Here is a 25363-nt window from a genome sequence, read left to right as displayed (position 1 = left end):
TCACAGGAACACTCGATGAATACCGAAGGACTCTCAGAAGTTGCCGTAAAAGACGCTCACCCGGTGGTTGAACAAGTCGCCGAGACCCCGCCGGAGCTGGAGCCTGCACCGCCTGCGGTGGTAGCCGAAGCACCTGCGCCGGCGCCAGCGCCCGTGGTCACCAACCTGGATGACAGCAGCCTGTACATCCACCGCGAGCTGTCACAACTGCAATTCAACATCCGCGTGCTCGAGCAGGCGCTGGATGAGTCCTACCCCTTGCTGGAGCGGCTGAAATTCCTGCTGATCTTCTCCAGCAACCTGGATGAGTTCTTCGAGATCCGTGTTGCCGGCCTCAAGAAGCAGATCACCTTCGCCCGTGAACAAGCCGGTGCCGACGGCCTGCAACCGCACCAGGCCCTGGCGCGCATCAGTGAACTGGTGCACGGCCATGTGGACCGCCAGTACGCGATCCTCAACGATATCCTGCTGCCGGAACTGGAAAAGCATCAGGTCCGCTTCATTCGTCGTCGTCACTGGACCGCCAAGATCAAGACCTGGGTGCGCCGTTACTTCCGGGACGAAATTTCGCCGATCATCACGCCTATCGGCCTCGATCCGACGCACCCGTTCCCCTTGCTGGTGAACAAGAGCCTCAACTTTATCGTCGAGCTTGAAGGTATCGACGCCTTCGGCCGCGATTCGGGCCTGGCGATCATCCCGGCGCCACGCTTGTTGCCTCGGATCATCAAGGTACCGGAGGAGGTGGGTGGCGCGGGCGACAACTATGTATTCCTGTCGTCGATGATCCATGCGCACGCTGATGACCTGTTCCAGGGCATGAAGGTCAAGGGCTGCTACCAGTTCCGCCTGACCCGTAACGCCGACCTGGCGCTGGACTCCGAAGATGTCGAAGACTTGGCCCGTGCCCTGCGCGGCGAGCTGTTCTCGCGGCGCTACGGCGACGCGGTGCGCCTGGAAGTGGCGGACACTTGCCCCAAACATCTGTCGGACTACCTGCTCAAGCAGTTCAACCTGGCCGAATCCGAGCTGTACCAGGTCAACGGCCCCGTGAACCTGACGCGCCTGTTCAGCATCACCGGCTTGGACAGCCACCCGGAGCTGCAATACAAGCCGTTCACCCCGCAGATCCCGAAACTTTTGCAAAACAGCGAGAACATCTTCAGCGTGGTGAGCAAGCAGGACATCCTGCTGCTGCACCCCTTCGAGTCCTTCACCCCGGTGGTCGACCTGTTGCGCCAGGCCGCCAAAGACCCGCATGTCCTGGCCGTGCGCCAGACCCTGTACCGCAGCGGCGCCAACTCGGAAATCGTCGATGCGCTGGTAGACGCGGCGCGTAACGGCAAGGAAGTCACTGCGGTGATCGAGCTGCGTGCGCGTTTTGACGAAGAGTCCAACCTGCAACTGGCCAGCCGTCTGCAAGCGGCCGGTGCGGTGGTGATCTACGGCGTGGTCGGCTTCAAGACCCACGCCAAGATGATGCTGATCCTGCGCCGTGAAGCCGGTGAGATCGTACGCTACGCCCACTTGGGTACCGGCAACTATCACGCCGGCAACGCCAAGCTCTACACCGACTACAGCTTGCTGACGTCCGACGACGCGCTGTGCGAAGACGTCGGCAAGTTGTTCAGCCAGTTGATCGGCATGGGCAAGACCCTGCGCATGAAGAAACTGCTGCACGCGCCATTCACGCTCAAGAAGGGCATGCTCGACATGATTGCCCGCGAGACCCAGTTTGCCCTCGACGGCAAACCGGCGCACATCATCGCCAAGTTCAACTCGCTGACCGACCCGAAGATCATCCGCGCGTTGTACAAGGCCAGCCAGTCCGGTGTGCGTATCGACCTGGTGGTGCGTGGCATGTGCTGCCTGCGCCCCGGCATTGTGGGCGTGTCGCATAACATCCACGTGCGCTCGATCATTGGCCGCTTCCTGGAGCACACCCGCGTGTTCTACTTCCTTAACGGTGGCGAAGAGCAGATGTTCCTCTCCAGTGCCGACTGGATGGAGCGCAACCTCGACAAGCGTGTGGAGACCTGCTTCCCGGTGGAAGGCAAGAAGTTGATCATGCGGGTCAAGAAGGAGCTGGAAAGCTACCTGACCGACAACACCCATAGCTGGAGCCTGCAGTCGGATGGGCGCTACGTGCGTAACACTCCGACCGGCAACCAGAACCCGCGCAGCGCGCAGGCGACGTTGTTGGAGAAGTTGGGTAGCCCGATTCTGACGGTGAACTAAAACCCAACGCAGTTCAAAAAGTGGGAGCGGGCTTGCCCGCGATAGCGGTAGGTCAGCCAAAGATGCATTGGCTGACACTCCGTCATCGCGGGCAAGCCCGCTCCCACATTTGTTTTGCAGAATGCTTTTAGAGTTGCTTAGCGCAGGTTCAGGCTGAACCCCACCCGCGTCAGCCATTCGGCTTCCTGGGCGAAGTCGGCCTGGGTCAGCTGGTTTTCATCCAGCCAGCCTTTGGGGAACATCACTTCCAGGCTGTCGCCATCGGCGTGCAGTTTGACCTGGGGCATTTCCTGGGTGCCACGGATGTGGTGGAACAGGATTGCAAAGCGCAATAGCGCACACAGGCGGATAAGCTTGATGCCGTCTTTACCGAATTCGGCAAATTTGTCCTTGGGAATATTGCGACGATGGCCGCGCACCAGCAGCGCGAGCATCTGCTGGTCTTCCCGTGAGAAACCGGCCAGGTCCGAGTGTTCGATCAGGTAGGCGCCGTGCTTGTGGTAATGGTAGTGGGCGATGTCCAGGCCCACTTCGTGCACCTTGGCTGCCCAGCCCAATAGCTCGCGCCAGACGCCGTCTTCCAGGTCCCAATCCTCGGCCACCTGGTCGAAGGCGTGCAAGGCTTTGCGCTCCACACGGGCGGCTTGTTCGAGGTCGACGTGGTAACGCTCCATCAGCGAGCTGAGGGTGCGCTCGCGCACGTCTTCATGGTGATGACGGCCCAACAGGTCGTAGAGCACGCCTTCACGCAGGGCGCCGTCACAGTGGTCCATGCGTTGCAGTTCGAGGGCGTCGAAGATGGCTTCGAGAATCGCCAGGCCCGCAGGGAAAATGGCGCGGCGGTCGGGCTTGATGCCGTCGAAGTCGATTTTCTCTGCATCCCCCAGCTTGAACAGCTTGCGCTTGAGCCACGCCAGGCCTTCGGCGTTCACCTCGCCGGTGCCATGGCCGCCGGCTTTCAAGGCCAGGCCAATGGCGCGGATGGTGCCGGACGAGCCGATGGCTTCATCCCAGGTCAGGCGGTGCAGGGCATGTTCGATGCTCATGATTTCCAGGCGCGCTGCGGTGTAGGCCTGGGCATAACGCGCCGGGGTGATCTTGCCATCCTTGAAATAACGCTGGGTGAAACTCACGCACCCCATCTGCAGGCTTTCACGCAGCAGTGGTTCGAAACGCTGGCCGATGATGAACTCGGTACTACCGCCGCCGATGTCGGCCACCAGGCGTTTGCCGGGCGTATCGGCCAGGGTATGGGACACGCCGAGGTAGATCAGGCGCGCCTCTTCACGGCCCGAGATGACCTCCACCGGATGCCCGAGGATTTCCTCGGCGCGATGGATGAACTCGTTGCGGTTGCGCGCTTCGCGCAAGGCGTTGGTGCCTACGATACGCACCGCGCCAGGGGGCATGCCGTTGATCAACTGGGCGAAACGCTTGAGGCAATCGAGCCCGCGCTGCATGGATTCTTCATTGAGCTTGCGCTCGTCGTCGATCCCGGCGGCCAGTTGCACTTTTTCGCCGAGCCGCTCAAGGATGCGGATCTCACCGTTCTGGGCCTTGGCCACGACCATATGAAAGCTGTTGGAGCCCAGGTCGATGGCGGCGATCAAGGACAGATTCTTGGCTTGGGATTGCGGCATGGTTTGAGGATCTCGGTCGATAACCTTGCCATCGTGCCACGATCGACCGCTGACGCCAACGCGTTGTGCTTCGGTAATTGGACCGATGCTGTCTGTAGGGAAATCTCTGGGAAGTGTAGGGCAGCTTCGCAAGCTTTAAACGAATAGGTAATCCGATACCGTGAGGCGTTTTAACTGTATGTCGTCGTAAGTTGTGTATGACATTGCTTACAGTGATCGGGGCTGTAGATCATGCGATTTCAGTCAGAGGACTACTTTGCTGATCGATTAAAGCCGTTGCCTAATTTAATACGGCCCACAGCAAATACCGTGTTGTCTGATTTTTTTGCCAGGCACCAAGGCGCCAGACTGTCATTCGGCAATTCTGCCTGGGTGTTATTTATTTATAGTTTTGTGTTACGGAAGATAAAGCGTTGAGCGACGGAGTCGCTAAAACCAAAATAAAGAACGCCTGTTAATTCCTAATGACAGGACGAGCATGAAAAAAATTATTGGATTAACCGTCGGTATGGTGTGCCTGGCTGCAACCCTCAATGCCCAGGCAACCACCAGTGCGCAGTTGGTCGTCAGGGGCACGATTACACCGGCTGCCTGCAATCTCAGCCTGGCGGGCAGTGGCATCATCGACTACGGCACGATTCGCTCGGGCGAGTTGTCCCAAACAGCGTTTAACCCGCGCGAAGAGAGGACCACTTCGCTGGTGATCAATTGCGGCACCACGCCTGCCAGGTTCGGGCTCACGTTTACCGACCTGCAAGCGGGCAGCAAGGTGACGGGCATCCTCGGCGCGGGCTTCACCGAAGCACAGAACTATGGGTTGGGTATGGTGGGCGCCCGGCGTACCGGTGGCTATTCGGTCACTCTCAGGGACCTCAGGTCTTCCGGCACGACGCTGTTTCCGATCATGCGCACTGGCCTTGGGGCCTGGTACAACAGCGATGGCAAAGTGGCCCAGTCGCCCAATCAGTACTCCTGGCGTAATGGGGTGACGATTACCCCTGCTGCTATCAGCCAATTGACCGGTACGCTCGCGGTGAAAGCGGTGATCAACAGGGCTCGGGATCTGGATTTAAGCCGTGACATTTCCATTGATGGGCGCGCCACGCTTGTATTGAGTTACATCTAAATAACTGAAAGCAGCCGATCAAGAAACTAACCCTTTCTTATTGGCTGTTTTTCTTTGGCTGCGCGATTGCCAATCGTCAACGGCATGAGTTGAGGGGAATACCGAGTGCGTGGTTTTTTAATAAGTTGTGCGCTGCTGTGGCATCTTTTTTTCAGTGCTGTTGCCGCCGCCGACGGTATGTTGCCGGAAACAACAGTGGTGGTGCTTTATGAGGAAGACGGCGAAGCCACCTTGAGTATCAAGAACACCGATGCGGGGCCGGCACTGTTGCATTCCGTTGTTGAGAATGTGCCTGAAGACCTGGAGCCGCTACTGATTGTCACACCGCCTGTCACCCGTGTGGAGGCGGGGGATACGCAGCTTGTGCGCTTTATCAGCACCTTGAAACAGCCGCTCAAGACCCAGCGGCTCAAGCGCGTGTCGTTCGAGGGCATCCCCCAAGCGCGTGCTGCCGGTGGTGCGACCATCGGCATCACCCTGCGGCAGAATTTGCCGCTGATCCTGCACCCCCAAGGCCTGCCACGGCACCACACGCCCTGGGAGTTGTTGACGTGGAAGCGCGTCGGGGACCGGCTCAGCGTCCACAACGACAGCGCCTATGTAGTGCGCCTGGCGCCAGATGTGCAACTGCTGCCACAAGGCACGCTGGCGACATTGCCGCGCACTTACATTTTGCCAGGTGAGGCATTGGTGGCGAAGGGCGAAGGTCCGTTGGGCAATGTGGCTCAAGTAGAGATCCAGCCCGCCACGGTCTACGGGTTTTCGGTAGACAACTACCGAGCGCCGGTCATCACCGATGAGGGTTGATCGGTTCATGATGATTCGCTCCAGGCGTGGCATTCCGGGGAATTCCTGGCCCGGTCGATCCACGTTGTTCATCAGTTTTGCGGCGCTCTGGAGTTTGCCTGGTATCGCGACCGCGCTGGAACTCGGGGAAGGGTTTGACCTGGCGGCCCTGACAACCCACGGCATAGACCCCAAGGTTGCCGATTACTTTCGCAGTGCGGCGCGCTTTCGCGAAGGTGTCCAGGTGGTGGGGTTACGGGTCAATGGCAACCCGCTTGGGCTGGTGGATGCTCAGTTTGGTCCACAGGGGGAATTATGTTTCACCCCTGGTTTACTGGAGAAAGCCGGGCTGGTTAAACCTGGCGCAATCCTGCAGCCAGGTGCCCGGCCAGGCCAGGCCTGTCATGATTTTCTCGGCGCATTTCCCGCCACGATGGTGCGCCTGCGTCCCGGTACCGACGAAGTGGTGCTGGTGGTGCCGACCCAGGCTTTGCGCGAACCCGAGTGGCAAAGCGGGGATTTTTCCCAGGGCGGCGCGGCAGCGTTGTTCAACTATGACGTGCTGGGTTACGACAGCCATTCGCGCAGCGGGCCCAGCCGGTTCGTGTCGGCTTATACCGAAGCGGGTTTCAACCTCGACGATTGGATTGTCCGCAGCCGCCAGTTCTATGTGTCGGACAACGGCCAGACCCGTACCGAACACTTGCACGCTTATGCCCAGCGGGATATCGCCGGGTTGCGTTCGACGTTCCAGGCAGGCCAGCTCTCCAGTAATAACCCGCTGTTTGGCGGGATCCAACTGTCTGGCGTGCAGTTTTCCCCCGATGGGCAGTCCAGGACACCCGCAGGCGGCAATATCGCAGTGGTCGAGGGGTTGGCCCAAAGCCAATCGCGGGTCGAGATACGCCAGTCCGGTGTGTTGGTCCACAGTACGTTGGTGCCTGAAGGACCGTTCCGGCTGACGGGCTTGCCCCTGCTCAACGCCACCAGCGACCTTGAGGTCAGCGTGATTGATGTGCGGGGCGCCAAGCGCAGTTTCGTGGTACCGGCGGCATCATTCGCGGGGGCTGCCCCGGCGGCGCCTGGTTACTATTTATCGGTGGGCGAACTGCGCAGAACGGCGGGTGAGGAAGGGCCATCCCCGGTGATCGCCATGGGCAGTGGCACCTGGGGGCTGGGGAGTCATTCGTCTGCGGGTTTTGGCTTGTTGAGCACCGATGACTATTGGGCGGCAGGAGGGACCCTGAGCAGCGTGTTTTTCCAACGGGTTTCTGTCAACGCACGCCACAACCTGTCCCGGGACAGCCACAAGGCCGTGTCCGGCTCACGCAGCAGCCTGTCGCTGAGCAGCCCCGTCGGGGCCAATATCGATGTCAACCTCAGCGCCACCACCCAGACGCGTGGTTATCGCGAAGTCACGCAGGTGGGCCAGCCGCTCAGAGCCGATGATCTCAATTCGTACTTCAAAAACCAGTACACCGCAGGCGTGAGCTGGGCCGAACCCACGCTGGGCGTATTTTCTTTGAATTACACCCACAGCGCGCAATTTGGCGGGCAAACCAGCGAGCATGTGTTTGCCTCATGGAACAAGTCGTTTGGCCGGGCCGATGTGGCGCTGATCGCTGACTCTCAAGTGGGCGGCTCACGGGCTCGCCAAGACGCCAACTATGCCGGTAGCCGGCGTGATCGTGCGGTAGATAACGACGTGTCCCTGCGGTTGCAGGTCAGTGTGCCGCTAGGCGGCGATCGCCGTGTGAGCAGCTACACCAGCCGCCGTGGGGAGCAATTTACTGCCGGTACTGCACTGAGCGAACGGGTCAACGAGTATGTGAACTACGAAGTAGCGGTGGAGCGTGACATGCGGGCCCGGGAGCAATCGTTGCGTGGGCAAGTGGACGTGTTGCCACGCTATGCACGAGTGGGCCTGGGCGTCAGCCACGACCCGTTGGGTAGCAGCTACACAGGCCAGTTGCAGGGGGGCGTGGTGGCTCACGAAGGCGGGCTGACCTTTTCGCCGTACAGCGTGCAGGACACGTTCGGCATCGTCTCGGTCGGCGATATCGGCTCGGCGAAAGTCGAGACGCCACAAGGCCCGGTATGGACCGACTTCAGCGGCCAGGCGGTGATCGCCGGCTTGCCGGCCTACACCAACAGCCGCGTCCAGGTACAGACCCCTTCGTTGCCCAAGCAGGTAGACCTGAAAAACGGCACCCAGGTCATTGCGGCGGGCCGAGGCTCATTCAATCACGTGGATTTTGACGTGGTGAAAGTGCGCCGGATGCTGGTGACCGCCAACGATCAGCACGGCCGGCCATTGCCTCAGGGCGCCTCGGTGTTCGGCAAGGGCAACCGCTTCCTCACCAGCGTGGTGGGCGAGGGCATGATTTTTCTCAACGACGTTTCCGAGCTGCAAAACCTGAGGGTTTCATTGCCGGACTCTTCCACTTGCCTGTTGCACATTGACCCAGAGGCCAAGCCTGACAATGACAAATTCTATGAAGCTGCATCGGCGGTATGCCAGGGTGGTTAAGCGTACCAGCCTGCCCTTGGCGCTCTCATGCGTGCTGCTGGCAACGCTCGATGCGCAAGCTGAAAATTGTCGGCTTTCGCTGAGCCCGCCGCGCATCGACTATGGCGCAATACGCCGGGATGCAGTGGTCGAAAACGCCGCTGTGGTGCTGGCCACTCGCACGTTCAACCTGTCTGTGCTCTGTGTTGAACCGGCGGTAATGGCCCTGCGTTTTGTCGCAGCGCCTGCCGATGGGCAAGGGTTTCGGTTTGGTCGTGAGGGGCGTTTTCGCTTGCGTCTCAAGCATGCCCAGGTCGACGGGCGAGCTGTCGGCTGGGTGTCTGCTCAAGCGCCTGACGAGTCGGCCAGAGGCCAGTTATTACCCGGCCAGGCCTTGGTCGCGCGCGCCGCAGGTTTGCCGGTGGCAGGGCGGCGACTCACCGCCCAGGTCGATCTCGACACCGAACTGCCCTTCGAGGCGTTGATGGTACGCGGGGAGGCCAACCTTGAAGGGCTGGGCAGTTTCGAACTGATCAGCCAGGCTGTTCCACCGAGCCAATGAAGTTGGCGAGCTCAACTGTTTGCGGGTTGGCGAACAACACCTTCGGGTCACCGGTTTCATGCACCTTGCCCTGGTGCATGAACACCAGCTTGTCGCCGACCTCACGGGCAAAACGCATTTCGTGAGTCACCATGATCAGGGTCATGCCGTCCTGGGCCAGTTGGCGCACCACGCTCAGCACTTCATTGACCAGTTCGGGGTCCAGGGCCGAGGTGATCTCATCGCACAGCAACACCTTGGGCGACATGGCCAGGGCGCGGGCAATGGCGACGCGCTGTTGCTGGCCGCCGGACAAACGATCGGGAAAGGCGTCGAATTTTTCGCCCAGCCCGACCCGGTCCAGCATCTGCCTGGCCAATTCAGCGGCCTTGGCCTTGGGCACTTTCTGCACCACTTGCGGCGCCAGCATCACGTTCTCGCCCACGGTCAGGTGCGGGAACAGGTTGAATTGCTGGAACACCATGCCGACCTTCTGCCGCAGGCTGCGCAGGTCGGCGCGGGCGGCGTCGAGGTATTCGCCATCGACTTCGATGACGCCGTCGTTGATCGACTCCAGGCCATTGAGGGTGCGCAGCAAGGTGGACTTGCCCGAGCCGCTGCGGCCGATGATCGCCACCACCTGGCCTTCGTCCACCGTCAGGTCGATGCCCTTGAGTACGTGGTGATCGCCGTAATACTTATGCAGGGCAGAAATTCTAAGCAGAGGCATGCAGTCTCCTTTCCAGGTAGCGCGCACTGAGGGACAAGGGGTAACAGAGCAAAAAGTAACCGAGGGCCACCAGGCCGTAGACCATGAAGGGCTCAAAGGTGGCGTTGGCGAGCATGCCGCCTGTCTTGGTCAGTTCGGTGAAGCCGATGATCGAGGTTACGGCGGTGCCTTTGACCACCTGCACCGAGAAGCCCACCGTCGGCGCGACAGCAATACGCAACGCCTGAGGCAAGATCACATAGCGCAGTTGTTCAAACGGGTTGAGGGCCAGGCTGGCCGAGGCTTCCCATTGGCCGTGGGCAATGGAGTCGACGCAGCCGCGCCATATTTCTGCCAGGTAGGCGCTGGTAAACAGGGTCAAGGCAATCGCCGCTGCCAGCCAGGGCGATATGTCCACGCCAAGCAGGGCAACGCCGAAAAATACCAGGAACAGCTGCATCAGCAACGGCGTGCCCTGGAACAGTTCGATATAGGTGCGGGCCATATTGCGTGGGAACGCTTTGCGGCTGATACGCAGGGTCATCACCAGTAAGCCGATCAGGCCGCCGCCCACAAAAGCCACCATTGACAGCAGCAGCGTCCATTGCAGGCCGGTCAGCAGGTTGCGCACGATGTCCCAGAACGAAAAATCACTCATCGGCTGTTCCTCATGACAAACCGTCGGCCGATCCAGTTGAGCAATTGGCGAATCATCAGCGCCATGCACAGGTACACCAGGGTGGTCAGGGCATAGGTTTCAAAGGCGCGGAAATTACGCGACTGGATAAAGTTGGCGGCAAAGCTCAACTCTTCAGTCGCAATCTGCGAACACACCGCCGAACCGAGCATCACGATGATGATCTGGCTGCTCAGGGCCGGCCACACCTTGCCCAGGGCCGGCAGCAGCACCACATGGCGGAACGCCTCGAAGCGCGTCATTGCCAGCGCCGCGGCCGCCTCCAGTTGCCCGCGTGGGATGGCCTGGATGCCCGCACGGATGATCTCGGTGGAGTACGCCCCCAGGTTGATCACCATCGCCAGCACGGCGGCTTGCCACTCGGTGATTTTCAACCCCAGGGACGGCAGGCCGAAGAAAATAAAGAACAGTTGCACGAGGAACGGCGTGTTGCGGATCAACTCGACATACACCCCAAAAATCCACGCAAACGGCTGGATCTTCCACGCCCGTACCACGGCACCGACGGTGCCCAGGGCCACTCCGAGGACGGCGCCAATAGCCGTCAGCTCAAGGGTGAACAGCGCTCCGCGCAGCAGCAGGTCGGTATTGGCCAGCACCGGCACAAAGTCGAATTGATAGGCCATCTTTGAGCTCCGCGTCAGAGATCGGCAGGCAGCGGTTCTTTGAGCCACTGCATCGCGTTTTTCCCAAGGCTGCCGTCAGCCTTGGCTGCCACCAGGATCTGGTTGACCTTTTCCAACAGCGCCGGCTCGTTCTTGTTCACGCCCACGTACACCGGCGAGTCCTTGAGTTTCACCTTCAGTGCCGGTACGCGTTTGGGGTTGCGTTCGCTGATGGCCACCATGACCACGTTGCCGCTGGCGATCAGGTCCACTTGGCCGGCCAGGTAGGCGGCGATGGTGGAATTGTTGTCTTCAAAGCGCTTGATCGTGGCTTCCTTGGGCGCTACCGCGGTCAGCTCGATGTCCTCGATGGCGCCACGGGTTACGCTGATGGTCTTGCCCTTGAGGTCGTCGAGGCTGACGATGGCGGCGTCAGGCGGCCCAAACACGGCAAGGTAGAACGGCGCGTAGGCGTTGGAGAAGTCGATGACCTTTGCGCGCTCGGGGTTCTTGCCCAGGCTGGAAATCACCAGGTCGACTTTGCCAGTGGTGAGGAACGGGATGCGGTTGGTGCTGTTCACCGGGGTCAGTTCCAGCTTGACCTTGAGTTGGTCGGCCAGCAGCTTGGCGGTGTCGATGTCCAGGCCCCGGGGTTGCATGTCCGGACCCACCGAACCAAACGGTGGGAAGTCCTGGGGCACGGCAACCTTCAGGGTGCCCCGGGCGACGATGTCATCCAGACCATTCGCCTGGGCGGGTGCCTGGCTCAGCATCAGGCTGGCAAACAGGGCAGTGAGCAGGGCGCTGTAGCGCTTGGTCATGGCAACTCTCCGAAAATGGCGAAGGAATTTTCTGAGTTTGCCCAGTGCACAGCCCATGCCAGCACTGCTCGGATCGTCTGCAAGGCTGATGGTTGTTGAGGTGTACAGGTCTTACTGGTCTGAACAGTGGTCAGGGATTTCGCACCCTTTTCGAGCGTCGGCAAAAAGCGGCGAGCCCCTTTGGGGCGTGGCTTGCAGCCGGCCCTGAATAGTTTTACAACGGTCACACACGCTATCGGGAACCCTGAGCTTTTTATGAATTCCATTGCCCAAGCCGTACCGGAAGCGGCCTTGCAGGCCATCCGCAAACTGATCAAGGAGCAGGGCTTCGGGCCGGGCGACGCGTTGCCGTCCCAGCGCGACCTGGCCCTGCAATTGGGGGTGAGCCGGGCGTCGTTGCGTGAGGCGCTGTCGTCCCTCAGCGCTTTGGGCGTGGTCAGCGTGCAGCCGGGCAAGGGCGTGTTTGTGCAGGACGTGCAAGAGGCGCCGGGGTTCGCCTGGCCCTTTGCGGCGCAGGCCACGCCGCCGGATATCTTCCAGTTGCGCTACGCCTTGGAGGGGTTTGCGGCGGGCTTGGCAGCGGTGACACTAACCCTCGATGCATTGGACAGCCTGCAAGACAATGTTCAAGCCATGCGCAAAGTGCTCAAGGCGGGCGATTTCGAAGCGGCTGCCCGCCTGGACTTCGAGTTTCACCAGCGCATTCTGCTGGCCAGCGGTAACCAGGCCATGGTGAGCATCCTCAGCGCCAGTGCCGAGGTGTTTCTGGAAAGTCAGAAGCTACCGTTCATCCGGCCGGAACGGGCCATGGAAACCTGGCAGGAACATCGCAGAATCCTGCGCGCCCTGGCCCGCCGCAGCAGTACGGCGGCGCAGAAAACCATGCAGGAACATATACGTAATGCAGCGTTGCGCACGGGCATTGCGTTCGTGACGCCCGCTACGCCGTGACGGGGTCATACCCACACTCATTCAAGTTCATAGCAAGACTCAATCAGACGCGGCTTCCTGAACAGGGGAAGGGCGGCTATGATGGGCAACGTTTTTTTTGCTTACAATCCGGAGACATCCATGAGCAGCGATCTTATCAAGCACGTCACCGACGCGACCTTTGAAGCCGAAGTCCTCAAGGCTGACGGCCCGGTGCTGGTTGACTACTGGGCTGAATGGTGCGGCCCTTGCAAAATGATCGCTCCGGTCCTGGACGACATTGCAACCACCTATGCAGGCAAGCTGACCATTGCCAAGCTGAACATCGACGAGAACCAGGAGACCCCGGCCAAGCATGGTGTGCGTGGTATCCCGACCCTGATGCTGTTCAAGAACGGCAACGTCGAAGCGACTAAAGTGGGCGCGCTGTCGAAGTCCCAGCTGCAAGCTTTCCTCGACGCGAGCATCTAAGCGTCGTCAAAAAAGCCCCGCAAATTGCGGGGCTTTTTCGTGAAACAGGGCTAGACGCTCCGAAATCCAGGTGGTACATTCGGCCCCGCAGTGGTTTCTCCACTGCCCCCTGCAAGCCGTCGCCGACGCATTCCTTTTCGATTAGTACGCGATCCTGTCGCCTTCTCTGCGGCGCGGCCTCATTAAGCCAAAAGCTTAATTTCCCCCCTCCATAAATGATTACGTCATTCCTATATGAATCTGACTGAACTCAAGCAAAAGCCGATTACCGACCTGCTCCAACTGGCCGAAGAAATGGGCATAGAAAATATGGCCCGTTCGCGCAAGCAGGACGTGATTTTCTCCCTGCTCAAGAAGCACGCGAAAAGCGGCGAGGAAATCTCCGGTGATGGCGTGCTGGAGATTCTCCAGGACGGCTTCGGCTTCCTCCGCTCTGCAGACGCGTCCTATCTCGCCGGCCCAGACGATATCTACGTCTCGCCGAGCCAGATCCGTCGCTTCAACTTGCGCACCGGTGACACCATCGTTGGCAAGATCCGTCCTCCGAAGGAAGGCGAGCGTTACTTCGCCCTGCTCAAGGTCGACACGATCAACTTCGATCGCCCCGAGAACGCGAAAAACAAGATTCTCTTCGAGAACCTGACTCCGCTGTTCCCGACTGTGCGCATGAAGATGGAAGCCGGTAACGGCTCCACCGAAGACTTGACCGGCCGTGTGATCGACCTCTGCGCTCCAATCGGCAAAGGCCAGCGTGGCCTGATCGTCGCACCGCCGAAAGCCGGTAAGACCATCATGCTGCAGAACATCGCCGCGAACATTGCACGTAACAACCCTGAAGTTCATCTGATCGTGCTGTTGATCGATGAGCGTCCGGAAGAAGTGACCGAAATGCAGCGCACCGTGCGCGGCGAAGTGGTTGCCTCGACGTTCGATGAGCCGCCAACCCGCCACGTGCAGGTTGCCGAAATGGTGATCGAAAAGGCCAAGCGCCTGGTCGAGCACAAGAAAGACGTGGTGATCCTGCTCGACTCCATCACCCGTCTGGCCCGTGCCTACAACACCGTGATCCCGAGCTCCGGCAAGGTGCTGACCGGTGGTGTCGATGCCCACGCCCTGGAGAAACCGAAGCGTTTCTTCGGCGCTGCGCGCAACATCGAAGAAGGCGGCTCGCTGACCATTATCGCCACCGCGCTGGTTGAAACCGGCTCGAAGATGGACGAAGTGATCTACGAAGAGTTCAAGGGTACCGGCAACATGGAACTGCCTTTGGACCGTCGCATCGCTGAAAAGCGTGTGTTCCCTGCGATCAACATCAACCGCTCCGGCACTCGCCGCGAAGAGTTGCTGACCGCAGACGACGAACTGCAGCGTATGTGGATCCTGCGCAAGCTGCTGCACCCGATGGACGAAGTTGCGGCCATCGAGTTTCTGATCGACAAGCTGAAAACCACCAAGACCAACGACGAGTTCTTCCTGTCGATGAAACGCAAGTAATACAGCGTTTCAGGTCCAAAAAAATGGCGTCCTTAATGGGGCGCCATTTTTTTTGCGTCGAGATTCTGCGATTTTTGTGGCATAAGTATCCGTTAAGTAACAAAAATTGACGCGTGACTTCGCTCATCCCTTTCGTCGCAGACTGACCACATTCTTATGACCACCCTTGCTTACCGCAGAGACATCGACGGCCTGCGTGCCATCGCTGTCCTTGCAGTCGTGTTGTTTCACTTTGGTGTACCTGGCATTACTGGCGGTTTTGTTGGCGTTGACGTGTTTTTCGTCATTTCCGGCTTTCTGATCACGTCAATTATTTGGCGTGAGCGTCAGGCCGGCCGCTTCAGCTTCATCGACTTCTGGGCCCGCCGCGCCCGCCGTATCTTGCCGGCCCTGTTTGTGATGATCGCGGCGACGCTGGCAGTGGGTTGGTTTCTGTTGGCGCCCAAGGACTATGAAGAGTTGGGGCGGTCTGCGCACTATCAGGTGACCTTTACCTCGAACCTGCTGTTTTCACGCCAGCACGGCTACTTTGATGCCTCATCCGACATCAAGCCATTGCTGCATACCTGGTCGCTCGCAGTAGAAGAGCAGTTCTATATTTTCTTCCCGTTACTGCTGACCTTGCTCTCCAGTCGCTTGAAGCACTGGCGCCTGGCATTGTTCGCGGTGCTGCTGGTGTCGTTTGGCATGAGCGTCTGGGCGGTTCAGCATGAGCCGCAGAAAGCTTTCTTCCTGTTGCACCTGCGGGCCTGGGAACTACTGGCCGGTGCGATGCTGGCGGTGCAGCCCAAGCGTGAATGGCGCGCCTCGCCGGCCTTGGCTCAAGGGGTCAGCCTGGCTTCCCTGGCATTGATCCTCATCGCTGTATTGGGTTACGACGCGAAAACGCCGTTCCCAGGCGCGACCGCGTTGTTGCCTGTGCTGGGTGTGGTCGGGTTGATCTGGGCCAACGGTCAGCAACAGACCTGGGTCGCTCGCCTGTTGGGCACGCGGATCATGGTGGGTGTCGGGCTGATCTCTTATTCCTGGTACCTCTGGCACTGGCCGGTATTCGTGTACGCCAACTATGCCGCGGTGGATGGCTTGAGCGCGCTGGAACTGGCGGGGCTGATGCTGCTTTCGCTGGTGCTGGGCTATCTGTCCTGGCGTTTCGTGGAAACGCCGTTTCGGGAAAAACGTTTGCTGGCTTCGCGTAAGGCGATTCTGGCGTCAGCCATGGTCGGCATTCTGGGGCTGGGTTTCACTGGCCTTGCGATACGCGAAGCTGACGGCGTGCCTTCGCGCTTGTCCGAACAGGCGTTGCGTTTTGCCCAAGCCAAGAAGTGGAGCCCTGACCTGCTGGCGTGCATGGCCGACAAAGATACGCCCGATGAACGCTTGTTCTGCCATTTCGGCCCCAAAGGCCAATCGGTTTCAGCGTTGGTATGGGGTGACAGCCACGCCACCGCGCTGATACCGGCACTCAAAGAGGGCGCTGATCGCCACGATATCAGCCTGGTCGAAGCCAGTTTTGCCGGCTGTATTCCCCTCGATGGCCTGGAAAATATTGCCCGCTGCGCGCATTTCAACCGTCGCGTCGAGAAGGCCATGGCTGAGCAGACGTTCAGCGATGTGGTGTTGGCCGCCCGCTGGAGCCTGTATGTGTATGGGCAAATGTCCGGTGACAAGGAGCATGCGCTCAAGGACCCTGGCACCGGCCAGTATGTGCGTGCCGTCGCCGAACAACGCTTTGCCCAGGGCCTGCGCGAGCGCATCCAGGGCTTGCGCGCTGCCGGGCACAAGGTCTGGCTGGTCAAGGAAGTGCCGCTGCAGGAAATCATCGTGCCTTACCGTCTCAGCCGCCTGGCCATGATGAACCGGCCCGTGGACGGTGAAGGGCTGGCCGTGGCCGAGCATGTGAAGCGCCAGGCCTTTATCACGCACTTGTTTGATGAATTGGCGGCTGCCGACAGCGGTGTCGCGGTGCTGGACCCCGCGCCATTGCTGTGCGGCGCCGATGGGTTGTGCCGGGTCGAACTCAATGGCCGCGCGCTGTATACCGACGATAACCACCTTTCAGACGTCGGTGCGCGACACATCGAAGCCTTCCTGGAGCCGTTGCTCAGTTCCTTGCAATCACGCGGATTGACGGCCAATTAAGCTGCCAGCCGCCCTCAGAGCAGGTAGGATGTACGCCTATTTTACGGGTGGCATGGTTAATGAAATTCAAGGATCTTCGGGATTTCGTGCAGCAACTTGAGCAGCGCGGAGAGTTGAAACGTATCCAGATGCCGATTTCTCCGGTGCTGGAAATGACTGAGATTTGCGACCGTACCTTGCGCAACAAGGGCCCGGCGCTGTTGTTTGAAAACCCGACCGGCTTTGATATCCCGGTGCTGGGCAACCTGTTCGGCACTCCCGAGCGCGTGGCCTTTGGCATGGGCGCCGAGTCCGTCAGCGAGCTGCGTGAGATCGGCAAGCTGCTGGCCTTTCTCAAGGAGCCCGAGCCGCCCAAGGGCTTGAAGGACGCCTGGTCCAAACTGCCGATCTTCCGCAAGATCATCGCCATGGCCCCCAAGGTGGTCAAGGACGCGGTGTGCCAGGAAGTGGTCATTGAAGGCGATGATGTCGACCTGGCCATGCTCCCGGTGCAAACCTGCTGGCCCGGCGACGTCGGCCCGTTGATCACCTGGGGCCTGACTGTCACCAAGGGCCCGAACAAGGATCGCCAGAACCTCGGTATCTACCGTCAGCAAGTCATTGGCCGTAACAAAGTGATCATGCGCTGGCTGAGCCACCGCGGCGGCGCCCTCGACTTCCGCGAGTGGTGCGAGAAGCATCCCGGCAAGCCGTTCCCGGTGTCCGTGGCCCTGGGTGCTGACCCTGCGACCATCCTCGGCGCAGTGACACCCGTACCTGACAGCCTCTCCGAGTACGCCTTCGCCGGCTTGTTGCGCGGTAATCGCACGGAGCTGGTGAAGTGCCGCGGTAACGACCTGCAAGTGCCGGCCACCGCCGAAATCATTCTTGAAGGCGTGATTCACCCAGGTGAAATGGCCGATGAAGGCCCGTACGGCGACCACACCGGTTACTACAACGAAGTCGACAGCTTCCCGGTGTTCACCGTCGAGCGCATCACCCACCGGGTCAAGCCGATCTACCACAGTACCTACACAGGCCGTCCGCCCGATGAGCCGGCCATCCTCGGCGTGGCGCTCAACGAAGTGTTCGTGCCGATCCTGCAAAAGCAATTCCCGGAAATCACCGACTTCTACCTGCCGCCCGAGGGCTGTTCGTACCGCATGGCCATCGTGACCATGAAGAAGTCGTATCCGGGGCATGCCAAGCGGGTAATGCTCGGTGTGTGGTCGTTTTTGCGACAGTTCATGTACACCAAGTTCGTTATTGTCACCGACGACGACATCAATGCCCGGGACTGGAACGACGTGATCTGGGCCATCACCACGCGCATGGACCCCAAGCGCGACACGGTGATGATCGACAACACGCCCATCGACTACCTCGACTTCGCGTCGCCGGTATCGGGCCTTGGCTCGAAGATGGGCCTGGATGCCACGCATAAGTGGCCGGGCGAAACTACGCGTGAGTGGGGCCGGGTGATCGTCAAGGATGAAGCCGTCACGGCGCGGGTCGATGCGATCTGGAAAGAATTGGGAATAGATTGATGCGTGTAACCCTGCAACCTTCCGGTGCTGTGCTGGAGCTGGCCCCTGGCGAGCGAATCCTCGAGGGCGCACGCCGCCTGGGCTATGAGTGCCCCCAAGCCTGCCGTAATGGCGTGTGCCATGTCTGCGCGGCGTTGCTGGTGGAGGGCCGGGTACGCCAAGCCGGGGAAGTGCGCGATCATGGTGAGTTCTACACCTGCATCGCCGAGCCCCTGGAAGACTGCATTGTGTTGTGGGATGGCGTACTGGCGCCAGGAGAGTTGCCGTTGCGCAAATTGTCATGCCAATTGATCGAGTGCGTGGAAGTCGGCGGCGATGTCTGGCGTGTGCGCCTGCGCGCCCCGGCCGGTAAGGCGGTGCGTTACCACGCCGGGCAATACTTGATGCTCGAACGGGAGAACGGCGAAAAGTCGGCGTTTTCTCTGGCTTCTGCGCCCCATGCCGGGCGTGAGTTGGAGCTGCATGTGCTGGTGCGCGAAGACAGTGCGCGCAACCTGATCGAACAATTGCAGCGCAACCAGATGGCTCGTGTGGAACTGCCGTTCGGTGACACCCACCTGGCCGAGTTGCCGGACGGGCCGCTGGTGCTGATGGCCGCCGGTACCGGTATGGCGCAGATGCACAGCCTGATCGAGCACTGCCGCGCTTCGGGTTTCAAGCACCCGGTGCACCTGTATTGGGGCGTACGGCGCCCGGAAGATTTCTACCAGATCGAGCACTGGGATCAGTGGCTGCAATTGCCCAATCTGTTCCTGCACAAAGTGGTCAGCGACCTGTGTGGCTGGGAAGGGCGCTGCGGTTTGCTGCATGAGGTGGTGTGCGAAGACATTGCCGACCTCAACACGGTACATGTCTACGCCAGCGGCTCACCGGCGATGATTTATGGCACCTTGGATGCATTGGTCGACGCCGGTATGGATGCTCACCGGATGCGCGCTGACGTGTTTGCCTACGCCCCAAGGCCCTAACACCTTGCGCTGAATAAGGTGGGAGCAGGCAAGCCAGCTCCCACCCGCGACCGTGCTGTGTCAGAAGCGCACTCCAGTCGTCACCATTGCCGCGTTGAACCCGAGCAATACCAGCTCAGCCGCCACCGGCCCGTAATGCGTTCCCACCGATGGAATGATCACTGGCGCTACGCCAAAACGATTCAATGGGATCTTGTCGCGATACTCGCCGCGATAGCCCTGGATCAGCCCGCCGGTCAACTTCGCATACACCGGATAGTCGGCCATGTCATAGCGCTTGCCCGCATAGGCGTAGTACGAGCGTTGGCGGAACGAGTTGCGAAAGGTCACCCCGCCATACACCAGGCCCGACGCCTCATTGCGCTCCAGGCCGATCAAGTCCTGCTTGTTGTTGTGTTGCGGGTCGGGTGCAAAGTGCCGGGTGTAGATGCTGGTCTGGGCGTACCAGAAGCCTTTGTCGTCAGTGACCGTTGGCGTTTCGCTAGCCAGTGCTGTGGTGGCCTGGGCAAGCAATAGCAGGCCAGGCAATCGAAATTTTTTCATGGGCGACCTCGGTAGTCGATTTGATGAGCGGCTAAGTGGGTCGTTATAGGCGCGTCAGTTTGACGGCTTGGCACCCGCCCAGGCTGAACCGGGGCTGAAAGTACCGGGATTAGCCGCGTGGATCCTGACGAATGGGCGAGCGTGCTTATGCTTTTGCTTATTCTTTTAAGGTATTTATTCTGGTTGATGAATATCTTTAAGCTATATCGCAACGGACTACCGACTTCATCGACCATAACCAGATACTGACCGCCACCGCCCGCCAGCCGGATCGATCGTACGAACTTCGCGCATTGCAGTTCTATTTTTGATTCAAAGGGGAGCGGTATGGGCAGCTACAGGAAACACGCGCTATACACGGCGATTTTGTCGGCAAATTTGCTGACCGTTGTGGGATTCAATCCAGTTCTGGCAGACGAAACTTCTGCGGTTGATGCACCTAAACTCGACACCGTGATCGTCACCGGCACCCGCGCCCAAGAGCGCACCGCCAGTGCATCGCTGTCGCCAATCGACGTAATCTCCGGTGAAACCCTGCGCAGCACCGGCTCCGATGAGCTGGGTGCCGTATTAGCGCGCCTGATTCCGTCGATCAACTTCCCCCGACCAAGCCTGGTGGACGGCGCCGAACTCGTGCGTCCGGCGCAGTTGCGCGGCTTGTCGCCGGACCAGGTATTGGTACTGGTCAACGGCAAGCGTCGCCATACCAGTGCCTTCGTCAATCTGGGCGGTGCGGTTGGGCGCGGTTCGGCTCCGGCAGACTTGAATGCCATCCCGCTGTCGGCGGTGGACCATATCGAGGTGCTGCGCGACGGCGCTTCTGCCCGTTACGGCTCCGATGCGATCGCCGGGGTGATCAACGTGATCCTCAAGCACGCCGACCATGGCGGCTCGGTTTCCAGCAAGTTTGGCGAGTACAAAAAGGGTGACGGCATCCAGCGTAATGTCAGCGGTAATACGGGCCTGGCATTGGGCGACAATGGCTTTATCAACCTGTCTGCCGAAGGCGCCGACAACGATTACACCAACCGCGCCGGCAACGACTACCGCCCCGGCAGCATCGGCTCTACTACTTACGGCCAGCGTGTGTTCCGCCAAGGTGAGCCGGCCACCAATGAAGGCAAATTCCAGTTCAACTCGGAGTATGCCTTCAACGATGCCGCCGAGTTCTACACCTTCGGTGGCTACAGCAAGCGGCGCGGTGAAACGGCAGCCTTCTACCGGGCAAGCAACGCGTCCAACAACATCAAGGCGCTCAACCCCAACGGCTACCTGCCACTGATCAAAGGCAACCTGGAAGACACCTCGCTGGTGGTGGGCTTGCGCGGCCTGCTGGCCTACGACTGGCATTACGACTTGTCGGCCAACTACGGCAAGAACCAGTACGAACTGGGGACTGAAACCATCAACACCTCACTGGGCCTGGCGACGCCGCGTAAATTCAATAACGGCACACTGAGCAACGATCAGAAGCAAGTCAGCCTGGACCTGTCCCGTGAATTCGATGTGGGCTTTCTGCCGTATCCGGTCTCTGTGGCGTTCGGCGGTGAGTACCTGCATCAGGGCTATGAAATCGAGGCGGGCGAGCCCGCGTCCTATTACCAGACCGGCAGCTCCGGCCTGGGTGGTTTCCGCGATGCCGATGCCGGTACCAGCACGCGGCATAACTGGGCGCAGTACCTGGACCTGGAAACCAACTTCACCGAAAAGCTCAGCGCCTCGGCTGCCGTGCGCCATGAGGATTACAGTGACTTTGGTTCCAACGTCAGCGGCTCGCTGTCGGCCCGCTACGACTTCACCCCCCAGGTGGCCGTGCGCGGCAGCATCTCCAACGGTTTCCGTGCGCCGTCCCTGGCCCAGCAGAATTTTGCCTACACCTCATCGCAGTTGATCGGTAGCACCATCCAGGAAGCCGGCACCTTCCCGGCCAACAGTCAGGTCGCGCGCCTGCTGGGTGCCGAAGACCTCAAGGCCGAAAAGTCGCGCAACTACAGCCTCGGCCTGGTGCTCGAGCCGGCCGATGACCTGACCGTCACGCTCGATGTGTACCGCATCGACATCCGCGACCGCATCAGTCTGTCGTCCAACCTCAATCTCAACCCGGCCACGGTGGCCTACCTGCAAGCCAATGGCGTCGGCAATATCAACTACACCACGGCCCGTTACTTTACCAACGCCACGGACACCAGCACCGATGGCGTCGATCTGGTAGCCAACTATCGCTACCAGCTCGATAACGGCATTCGCTGGAACAGTACCGTGGGCTACAACTACAACCACACCAAAGTCACCGACGTGAAAGCCAACCCCGCGATTCTCGACAGCCTGGGGGCCAACCTGGTGCGGGTGGACCGCCGCGAGCGTATCGGTTTGCTGGGCGATACCACGCCCCAGCACAAGCTGAGCCTGGGCAATGACTTCACCTTCGGTAATTGGGCGCTGCACACTAACCTGGTGCGCTATGGTGAGTTCACCAGTTATCAGACGGACAAGGTCAACGATCAGACCTTCAAGGCCGCCTGGGTGCTGGACCTGTCGGCGGATTACAAGTTGAAGAACTGGACCTTCACCCTGGGTGGCGACAACGTCACCGATAAGTACCCGGAGAAGGTTAACGCCTTCGCCAGCAGCGGCGGCAACCTCGCCTACAGCACTTTTTCGCCGTACGGTTACAGCGGCGCGTTCTATTACGGTAAAGTCGCTTACAACTGGTAACACACAGGAGGCGCACCGCTTTTCGCCATGACCGCCATTGAAACCGATCTTCTGCAATTGGCTTACCCTCCGCGGCTCGATCTGGGGCCGCAACTCACTCACGAACAATTGATGAGCTCGATGCAAGCCACCATGGCTCGGCACAAGGGTGGGCCGGTGTGGCTGTTTGCGTATGGTTCGCTGATCTGGCGCCCTGAATGTTCATCCACCGAACGCGTGCGGGCGCGGGTCCACGGTTATCACCGGGGCCTGTACCTGTGGTCCCATGAGCATCGCGGTACGCCGGAGCTGCCGGGGCTGGTGTTTGGGTTGGATCGCGGTGGTTCCTGCAGCGGCTTTGCCTACCGCTTGCCGGAGGACCAGTTGGAGGCCTCGCTGTATGCCCTGTGGCAGCGTGAGATGCCTTACCCCTCGTACCGGCCGCACTGGCTCAGTTGCCGATTGGAAGATGGCAGCACCGTGCAGGCGTTGGGGTTTGTGTTGGAGCGGCATTTGCCCAGCTATGCCGGCAACTTGCCCGATATCGTGCTTAATCATGTGCTGCAAAGCGCTTGCGGGCGTTACGGCACCACTCGCGATTATGTCGAGCAGACCGTGAACGCCCTGCGTAGCCACGCCATGCCAGATAAAAACCTGGAGGCGCGGCTCAAGCGTTGTGCCAAAGATTGCCCGGGCGGTTAGCGCGCCGAGCTGACACTGTTGGTGTGCCATAGCGTAGGGATCAGAAACGCGATCGCCAGTACACAGGCGCCAATCAGCAGTACGAAACCACCGTCCCAGCCGAAATGATCAACCGTGTAGCCCATGGCCGCACTGGCCGCTACCGAACCGCCCAGGTAACCGAACAAACCGGTGAAGCCTGCTGCGGTGCCGGCGGCTTTCTTCGGAGCCAGTTCCAGCGCCTGCAGGCCGATCAGCATCACCGGGCCGTAGATCAGGAAGCCGATGGAGAACAGCGCAATCATGTCGATCATCGGGTTGCCGGGCGGGTTGAGCCAGTAAACCAGGGTTGCCACGGTCACCAGGGCCATGAACACGATGCCGGTCAGGCCGCGGTTGCCACGGAAGATCTTGTCCGACATCCAGCCGCACAGCAGCGTGCCCGGAATGCCCGCCCACTCGTAGAAGAAGTACGCCCAGGACGACTTATCGACCGTGAAGTGCTTGGCTTCTTTCAAATAGGTGGGCGCCCAGTCCAGTACGCCGTAGCGCAGCAGATAGACAAACACGTTGGCGAAGGCGATGTACCAGAGCATTTTGTTGCGCAGCACGTACTTGACGAAGATTTCCTTGGCACTGAATTCGTCTTCGTGGCTGGCGTCGTAACCTTCTGGGTAGTCGTTCTTGTACTTCTCGATAGGCGGCAGGCCCACCGATTGCGGAGTGTCGCGCATGGTGATGAAGGCAAACGCCGCCACCGCCAGGGCCACGGTGGCCGGCACGTAGAACGCCGCGTGCCAGTCGTTGAACCACGCCATGCCCAGCAGGAACAGCGGGCCGATCAGGCCGCCGCCGACGTTATGCGCCACGTTCCACACGGAGACCACGCCGCCGCGTTCTTTCTGCGACCACCAATGCACCATGGTCCGCCCACTTGGCGGCCAGCCCATGCCCTGGGCCCAGCCGTTGATGAACAGCAAAATGAACATCATGGTCACGCTGGACGTTGCCCAAGGTGCGAAACCGAAAATGAACATCACCCCCGCCGAAACCAGCAGGCCAAAGGGCAGGAAATAGCGCGGGTTGGAGCGGTCGGACACCAGGCCCATCAGGAATTTGGACAAGCCGTAGGCAATCGCAATCGCCGACATCGCCAGGCCCAGTTCGCCACGGGTGTAACCCTCGTCGATCAGGTAGGGCATGGCCAGGGAGAAATTTTTACGCAGCAGGTAGTAGCCAGCGTAACCAAAGAAAATACCCGCGAAGATCTGCCAGCGCAGTCGTCGGTAGGTACTGTCTATTTTTTCTTCAGGCAGGGGCGCCTGATGTGCGGCAGGACGAAAGAAAGCAAACATTCAAGAGCTCCAAATTTCTTGTTTTGACTGCGGATGCGAATGTTACAGTTTCGTTACCGAAAATAGCATCGCCTCTTATCCGCAAACACAGGAAACGCGAGCAATTGCATGTTCTTTTACGAACATGTCGCTAATAGATAAGTTGTGGTCGTAACGAATTCCTCGGAGCCAACACAGATCAACTGTGGGAGCTGGCTTGCCTGCGATGGCGCTAGGTCAGACACCACATCAGCACCTGTCAGACCGCTATCGCAGGCAAGCCAGCTCCCACACTGACCCCATGTCAGCGGGTCTGGACGACGACCTTACCCACCGCCTTGCGCTGCCCCAGGTCATTGATCGCCTGTGCCGCCTGTTCCAGCGGATACACCTGCGACACCAGCGGCTTGAGCTTGCCCTCGCCATACCAGGTGAACAACTGCTGGAAGTTCGCCGCATTGTCCTGCGGCTGGCGCTGGGCAAACGAGCCCCAGAACACCCCGACCACCGCTGCGCCCTTGAGCAACGCCAGGTTCACCGGCAGTTCAGGAATACGCCCGCTGGCGAAACCCACCACCAACAGCCGGCCATTCCAGGCGATCGAACGAATGGCCTGGTCAAACAGGTCGCCACCCACCGGGTCGTAGATAACATCGGCGCCATTGCCATCGGTCAGGCGCTTGACCTCATCCTTGAGACTGGCTTCGCTGTAGTTGATCAGCTCATCGGCGCCGGCCGCCTTGGCCACTGCGAGTTTATCGGCGCTACTGGCAGCAGCAATCACCCGGACGCCCATTGCCTTGCCAATCTCTACGGCAGCCAGGCCCACGCCGCCGGACGCGCCAAGCACCAGCAGGGTCTCGCCGGGCTGCAAATTGGCGCGCTGTTTCAGCGCATGCATGGAGGTGCCG

The 25363-nt window shown here is 59.9% G+C and carries 21 protein-coding genes; 13 read left to right on the top strand and 8 right to left on the bottom strand.

Annotation, left to right across the window (positions count from 1 at the left end; all coding sequences use genetic code 11):
• The first annotated feature begins 15 nt into the window (after window positions 1-15).
• Window positions 16-2238: a polyphosphate kinase 1 gene (gene ppk1 / locus GIW04_RS02675; RefSeq protein ID WP_003195353.1), complete on the top strand. Its 2223-nt coding sequence runs from the start codon at window positions 16-18 to the stop codon at window positions 2236-2238.
• A gap of 137 nt (window positions 2239-2375) precedes the next feature.
• Here ppk1 and ppx read toward each other — a convergent pair whose 3' ends face one another.
• Window positions 2376-3878, bottom strand: a complete 1503-nt coding sequence (gene ppx, locus GIW04_RS02670) for an exopolyphosphatase (protein ID WP_003195352.1) — start codon at window positions 3876-3878, stop codon at window positions 2376-2378.
• A gap of 478 nt (window positions 3879-4356) precedes the next feature.
• Between ppx and GIW04_RS02665 the strand changes: the two genes are divergently transcribed.
• The 4 genes from GIW04_RS02665 to GIW04_RS02650 all read left to right on the top strand — a co-directional run bounded on the left by GIW04_RS02665 (window position 4357) and on the right by GIW04_RS02650 (window position 8861).
• Entirely contained in the window at window positions 4357-5004 is a 648-nt protein-coding gene (locus GIW04_RS02665; protein ID WP_003195350.1) for a DUF1120 domain-containing protein, read from the top strand.
• Window positions 5005-5109: 105 nt separating this feature from the next.
• A complete protein-coding gene (locus GIW04_RS02660) occupies window positions 5110-5811 on the top strand; it encodes a fimbria/pilus chaperone family protein (protein ID WP_206666379.1) in 702 nt (233 codons plus the stop codon).
• Window positions 5812-5818: 7 nt separating this feature from the next.
• Window positions 5819-8320 (top strand): fimbria/pilus outer membrane usher protein, encoded by a 2502-nt coding sequence (locus GIW04_RS02655; protein ID WP_183043759.1) that lies wholly within the window; start codon window positions 5819-5821, stop codon window positions 8318-8320.
• A complete protein-coding gene (locus GIW04_RS02650) occupies window positions 8286-8861 on the top strand; it encodes a hypothetical protein (protein WP_232964698.1) in 576 nt (191 codons plus the stop codon). Before GIW04_RS02655 ends, GIW04_RS02650 begins: the two co-directional genes overlap by 35 nt.
• On the opposite strand, the gene GIW04_RS02645 is transcribed toward GIW04_RS02650, so the two are convergent.
• From GIW04_RS02645 to GIW04_RS02630, 4 genes are read right to left on the bottom strand one after another with little or no spacing between them, the layout of a single operon-like run.
• Window positions 8833-9570, bottom strand: coding sequence for an amino acid ABC transporter ATP-binding protein (locus GIW04_RS02645; RefSeq protein WP_034134034.1), 738 nt, complete (start codon window positions 9568-9570; stop codon window positions 8833-8835). The genes GIW04_RS02650 and GIW04_RS02645 overlap by 29 nt on opposite strands.
• A complete protein-coding gene (locus tag GIW04_RS02640; protein WP_120247471.1) occupies window positions 9557-10207 on the bottom strand; it encodes an amino acid ABC transporter permease in 651 nt (216 codons plus the stop codon). The genes GIW04_RS02645 and GIW04_RS02640 overlap by 14 nt, the downstream gene beginning before the upstream one ends.
• A complete protein-coding gene (locus GIW04_RS02635) occupies window positions 10204-10872 on the bottom strand; it encodes an amino acid ABC transporter permease (protein WP_003195339.1) in 669 nt (222 codons plus the stop codon). Before GIW04_RS02635 ends, GIW04_RS02640 begins: the two co-directional genes overlap by 4 nt.
• Window positions 10873-10886: 14 nt before the next feature.
• Window positions 10887-11672 (bottom strand): transporter substrate-binding domain-containing protein, encoded by a 786-nt coding sequence (locus GIW04_RS02630; protein ID WP_003195337.1) that lies wholly within the window; start codon window positions 11670-11672, stop codon window positions 10887-10889.
• Window positions 11673-11927: 255 nt separating this feature from the next.
• On the opposite strand from GIW04_RS02630, the gene GIW04_RS02625 reads away from it, so the two are divergent.
• The 6 genes from GIW04_RS02625 (at window position 11928) to GIW04_RS02600 (ending at window position 19200) form a co-directional block, all read left to right on the top strand.
• A complete protein-coding gene (locus GIW04_RS02625; protein ID WP_034134033.1) occupies window positions 11928-12623 on the top strand; it encodes a FadR/GntR family transcriptional regulator in 696 nt (231 codons plus the stop codon).
• Window positions 12624-12743: 120 nt separating this feature from the next.
• Window positions 12744-13073 (top strand): thioredoxin TrxA, encoded by a 330-nt coding sequence (gene trxA, locus GIW04_RS02620; RefSeq protein ID WP_003195333.1) that lies wholly within the window; start codon window positions 12744-12746, stop codon window positions 13071-13073.
• A gap of 234 nt (window positions 13074-13307) precedes the next feature.
• The gene (gene rho / locus GIW04_RS02615; protein WP_003176825.1) at window positions 13308-14567 is read left to right on the top strand and encodes a transcription termination factor Rho; all 1260 of its coding nucleotides are present in this window, start codon (window positions 13308-13310) and stop codon (window positions 14565-14567) included.
• Between the two features lie 156 nt (window positions 14568-14723).
• Window positions 14724-16706 (top strand): acyltransferase family protein, encoded by a 1983-nt coding sequence (locus GIW04_RS02610; protein ID WP_120247472.1) that lies wholly within the window; start codon window positions 14724-14726, stop codon window positions 16704-16706.
• Window positions 16707-16765: 59 nt separating this feature from the next.
• A complete protein-coding gene (ubiD, locus tag GIW04_RS02605; RefSeq protein WP_003195329.1) occupies window positions 16766-18232 on the top strand; it encodes a 4-hydroxy-3-polyprenylbenzoate decarboxylase in 1467 nt (488 codons plus the stop codon).
• Entirely contained in the window at window positions 18232-19200 is a 969-nt protein-coding gene (locus GIW04_RS02600; protein ID WP_003195327.1) for a CDP-6-deoxy-delta-3,4-glucoseen reductase, read from the top strand. The genes ubiD and GIW04_RS02600 overlap by 1 nt, the downstream gene beginning before the upstream one ends.
• A 60-nt stretch (window positions 19201-19260) precedes the next feature.
• Here the strand turns inward: GIW04_RS02600 and GIW04_RS02595 are convergent, their stop codons facing one another.
• Window positions 19261-19743 carry a hypothetical protein gene (locus GIW04_RS02595; protein ID WP_014720418.1) on the bottom strand — a complete coding sequence of 161 codons (483 nt, stop codon included), beginning with the start codon at window positions 19741-19743 and terminating at the stop codon, window positions 19261-19263.
• A gap of 327 nt (window positions 19744-20070) precedes the next feature.
• On the opposite strand from GIW04_RS02595, the gene GIW04_RS02590 reads away from it, so the two are divergent.
• Both GIW04_RS02590 and GIW04_RS02585 read left to right on the top strand, forming a co-directional pair.
• Window positions 20071-22458, top strand: coding sequence for a TonB-dependent receptor plug domain-containing protein (locus GIW04_RS02590; protein WP_003195324.1), 2388 nt, complete (start codon window positions 20071-20073; stop codon window positions 22456-22458).
• A 27-nt stretch (window positions 22459-22485) separates the two neighbouring features.
• Entirely contained in the window at window positions 22486-23139 is a 654-nt protein-coding gene (locus GIW04_RS02585) for a gamma-glutamylcyclotransferase (protein ID WP_120247473.1), read from the top strand.
• On the opposite strand, the gene glpT is transcribed toward GIW04_RS02585, so the two are convergent.
• Both glpT and GIW04_RS02575 read right to left on the bottom strand, forming a co-directional pair.
• Window positions 23136-24473 (bottom strand): glycerol-3-phosphate transporter, encoded by a 1338-nt coding sequence (glpT, locus tag GIW04_RS02580; protein ID WP_032878817.1) that lies wholly within the window; start codon window positions 24471-24473, stop codon window positions 23136-23138. The two genes, GIW04_RS02585 and glpT, sit on opposite strands and share 4 nt — an antisense overlap.
• Window positions 24474-24756: 283 nt before the next feature.
• The coding region (locus GIW04_RS02575) for an NADPH:quinone oxidoreductase family protein (protein WP_236478928.1) at window positions 24757-25363 on the bottom strand (607 nt) is incomplete at its 5' end.

It is taken from the genome of Pseudomonas sp. PA-4-8C (assembly GCF_021606625.1).
Classification (GTDB): domain Bacteria; phylum Pseudomonadota; class Gammaproteobacteria; order Pseudomonadales; family Pseudomonadaceae; genus Aquipseudomonas; species Aquipseudomonas lactis.
This window is presented reverse-complemented; position numbering and strand designations above follow the sequence as displayed.

What these genes read in the sequence shown, in the direction of transcription:
- ppk1 (WP_003195353.1), top strand. Translation starts at nt 16, where the DNA reads ATGAATACCGAAGGACTCTCAGAAGTTGCCGTAAAAGACGCTCACCCG.
- ppx (WP_003195352.1), bottom strand. Translation starts at nt 3,878, where the DNA reads ATGCCGCAATCCCAAGCCAAGAATCTGTCCTTGATCGCCGCCATCGAC.
- GIW04_RS02665 (WP_003195350.1), top strand. Translation starts at nt 4,357, where the DNA reads ATGAAAAAAATTATTGGATTAACCGTCGGTATGGTGTGCCTGGCTGCA.
- GIW04_RS02655 (WP_183043759.1), top strand. Translation starts at nt 5,819, where the DNA reads ATGATGATTCGCTCCAGGCGTGGCATTCCGGGGAATTCCTGGCCCGGT.
- GIW04_RS02650 (WP_232964698.1), top strand. Translation starts at nt 8,286, where the DNA reads ATGAAGCTGCATCGGCGGTATGCCAGGGTGGTTAAGCGTACCAGCCTG.
- GIW04_RS02645 (WP_034134034.1), bottom strand. Translation starts at nt 9,570, where the DNA reads ATGCCTCTGCTTAGAATTTCTGCCCTGCATAAGTATTACGGCGATCAC.
- GIW04_RS02640 (WP_120247471.1), bottom strand. Translation starts at nt 10,207, where the DNA reads ATGAGTGATTTTTCGTTCTGGGACATCGTGCGCAACCTGCTGACCGGC.
- GIW04_RS02635 (WP_003195339.1), bottom strand. Translation starts at nt 10,872, where the DNA reads ATGGCCTATCAATTCGACTTTGTGCCGGTGCTGGCCAATACCGACCTG.
- GIW04_RS02630 (WP_003195337.1), bottom strand. Translation starts at nt 11,672, where the DNA reads ATGACCAAGCGCTACAGCGCCCTGCTCACTGCCCTGTTTGCCAGCCTG.
- GIW04_RS02625 (WP_034134033.1), top strand. Translation starts at nt 11,928, where the DNA reads ATGAATTCCATTGCCCAAGCCGTACCGGAAGCGGCCTTGCAGGCCATC.
- trxA (WP_003195333.1), top strand. Translation starts at nt 12,744, where the DNA reads ATGAGCAGCGATCTTATCAAGCACGTCACCGACGCGACCTTTGAAGCC.
- rho (WP_003176825.1), top strand. Translation starts at nt 13,308, where the DNA reads ATGAATCTGACTGAACTCAAGCAAAAGCCGATTACCGACCTGCTCCAA.
- GIW04_RS02610 (WP_120247472.1), top strand. Translation starts at nt 14,724, where the DNA reads ATGACCACCCTTGCTTACCGCAGAGACATCGACGGCCTGCGTGCCATC.
- ubiD (WP_003195329.1), top strand. Translation starts at nt 16,766, where the DNA reads ATGAAATTCAAGGATCTTCGGGATTTCGTGCAGCAACTTGAGCAGCGC.
- GIW04_RS02600 (WP_003195327.1), top strand. Translation starts at nt 18,232, where the DNA reads ATGCGTGTAACCCTGCAACCTTCCGGTGCTGTGCTGGAGCTGGCCCCT.
- GIW04_RS02595 (WP_014720418.1), bottom strand. Translation starts at nt 19,743, where the DNA reads ATGAAAAAATTTCGATTGCCTGGCCTGCTATTGCTTGCCCAGGCCACC.
- GIW04_RS02590 (WP_003195324.1), top strand. Translation starts at nt 20,071, where the DNA reads ATGGGCAGCTACAGGAAACACGCGCTATACACGGCGATTTTGTCGGCA.
- GIW04_RS02585 (WP_120247473.1), top strand. Translation starts at nt 22,486, where the DNA reads ATGACCGCCATTGAAACCGATCTTCTGCAATTGGCTTACCCTCCGCGG.
- glpT (WP_032878817.1), bottom strand. Translation starts at nt 24,473, where the DNA reads ATGTTTGCTTTCTTTCGTCCTGCCGCACATCAGGCGCCCCTGCCTGAA.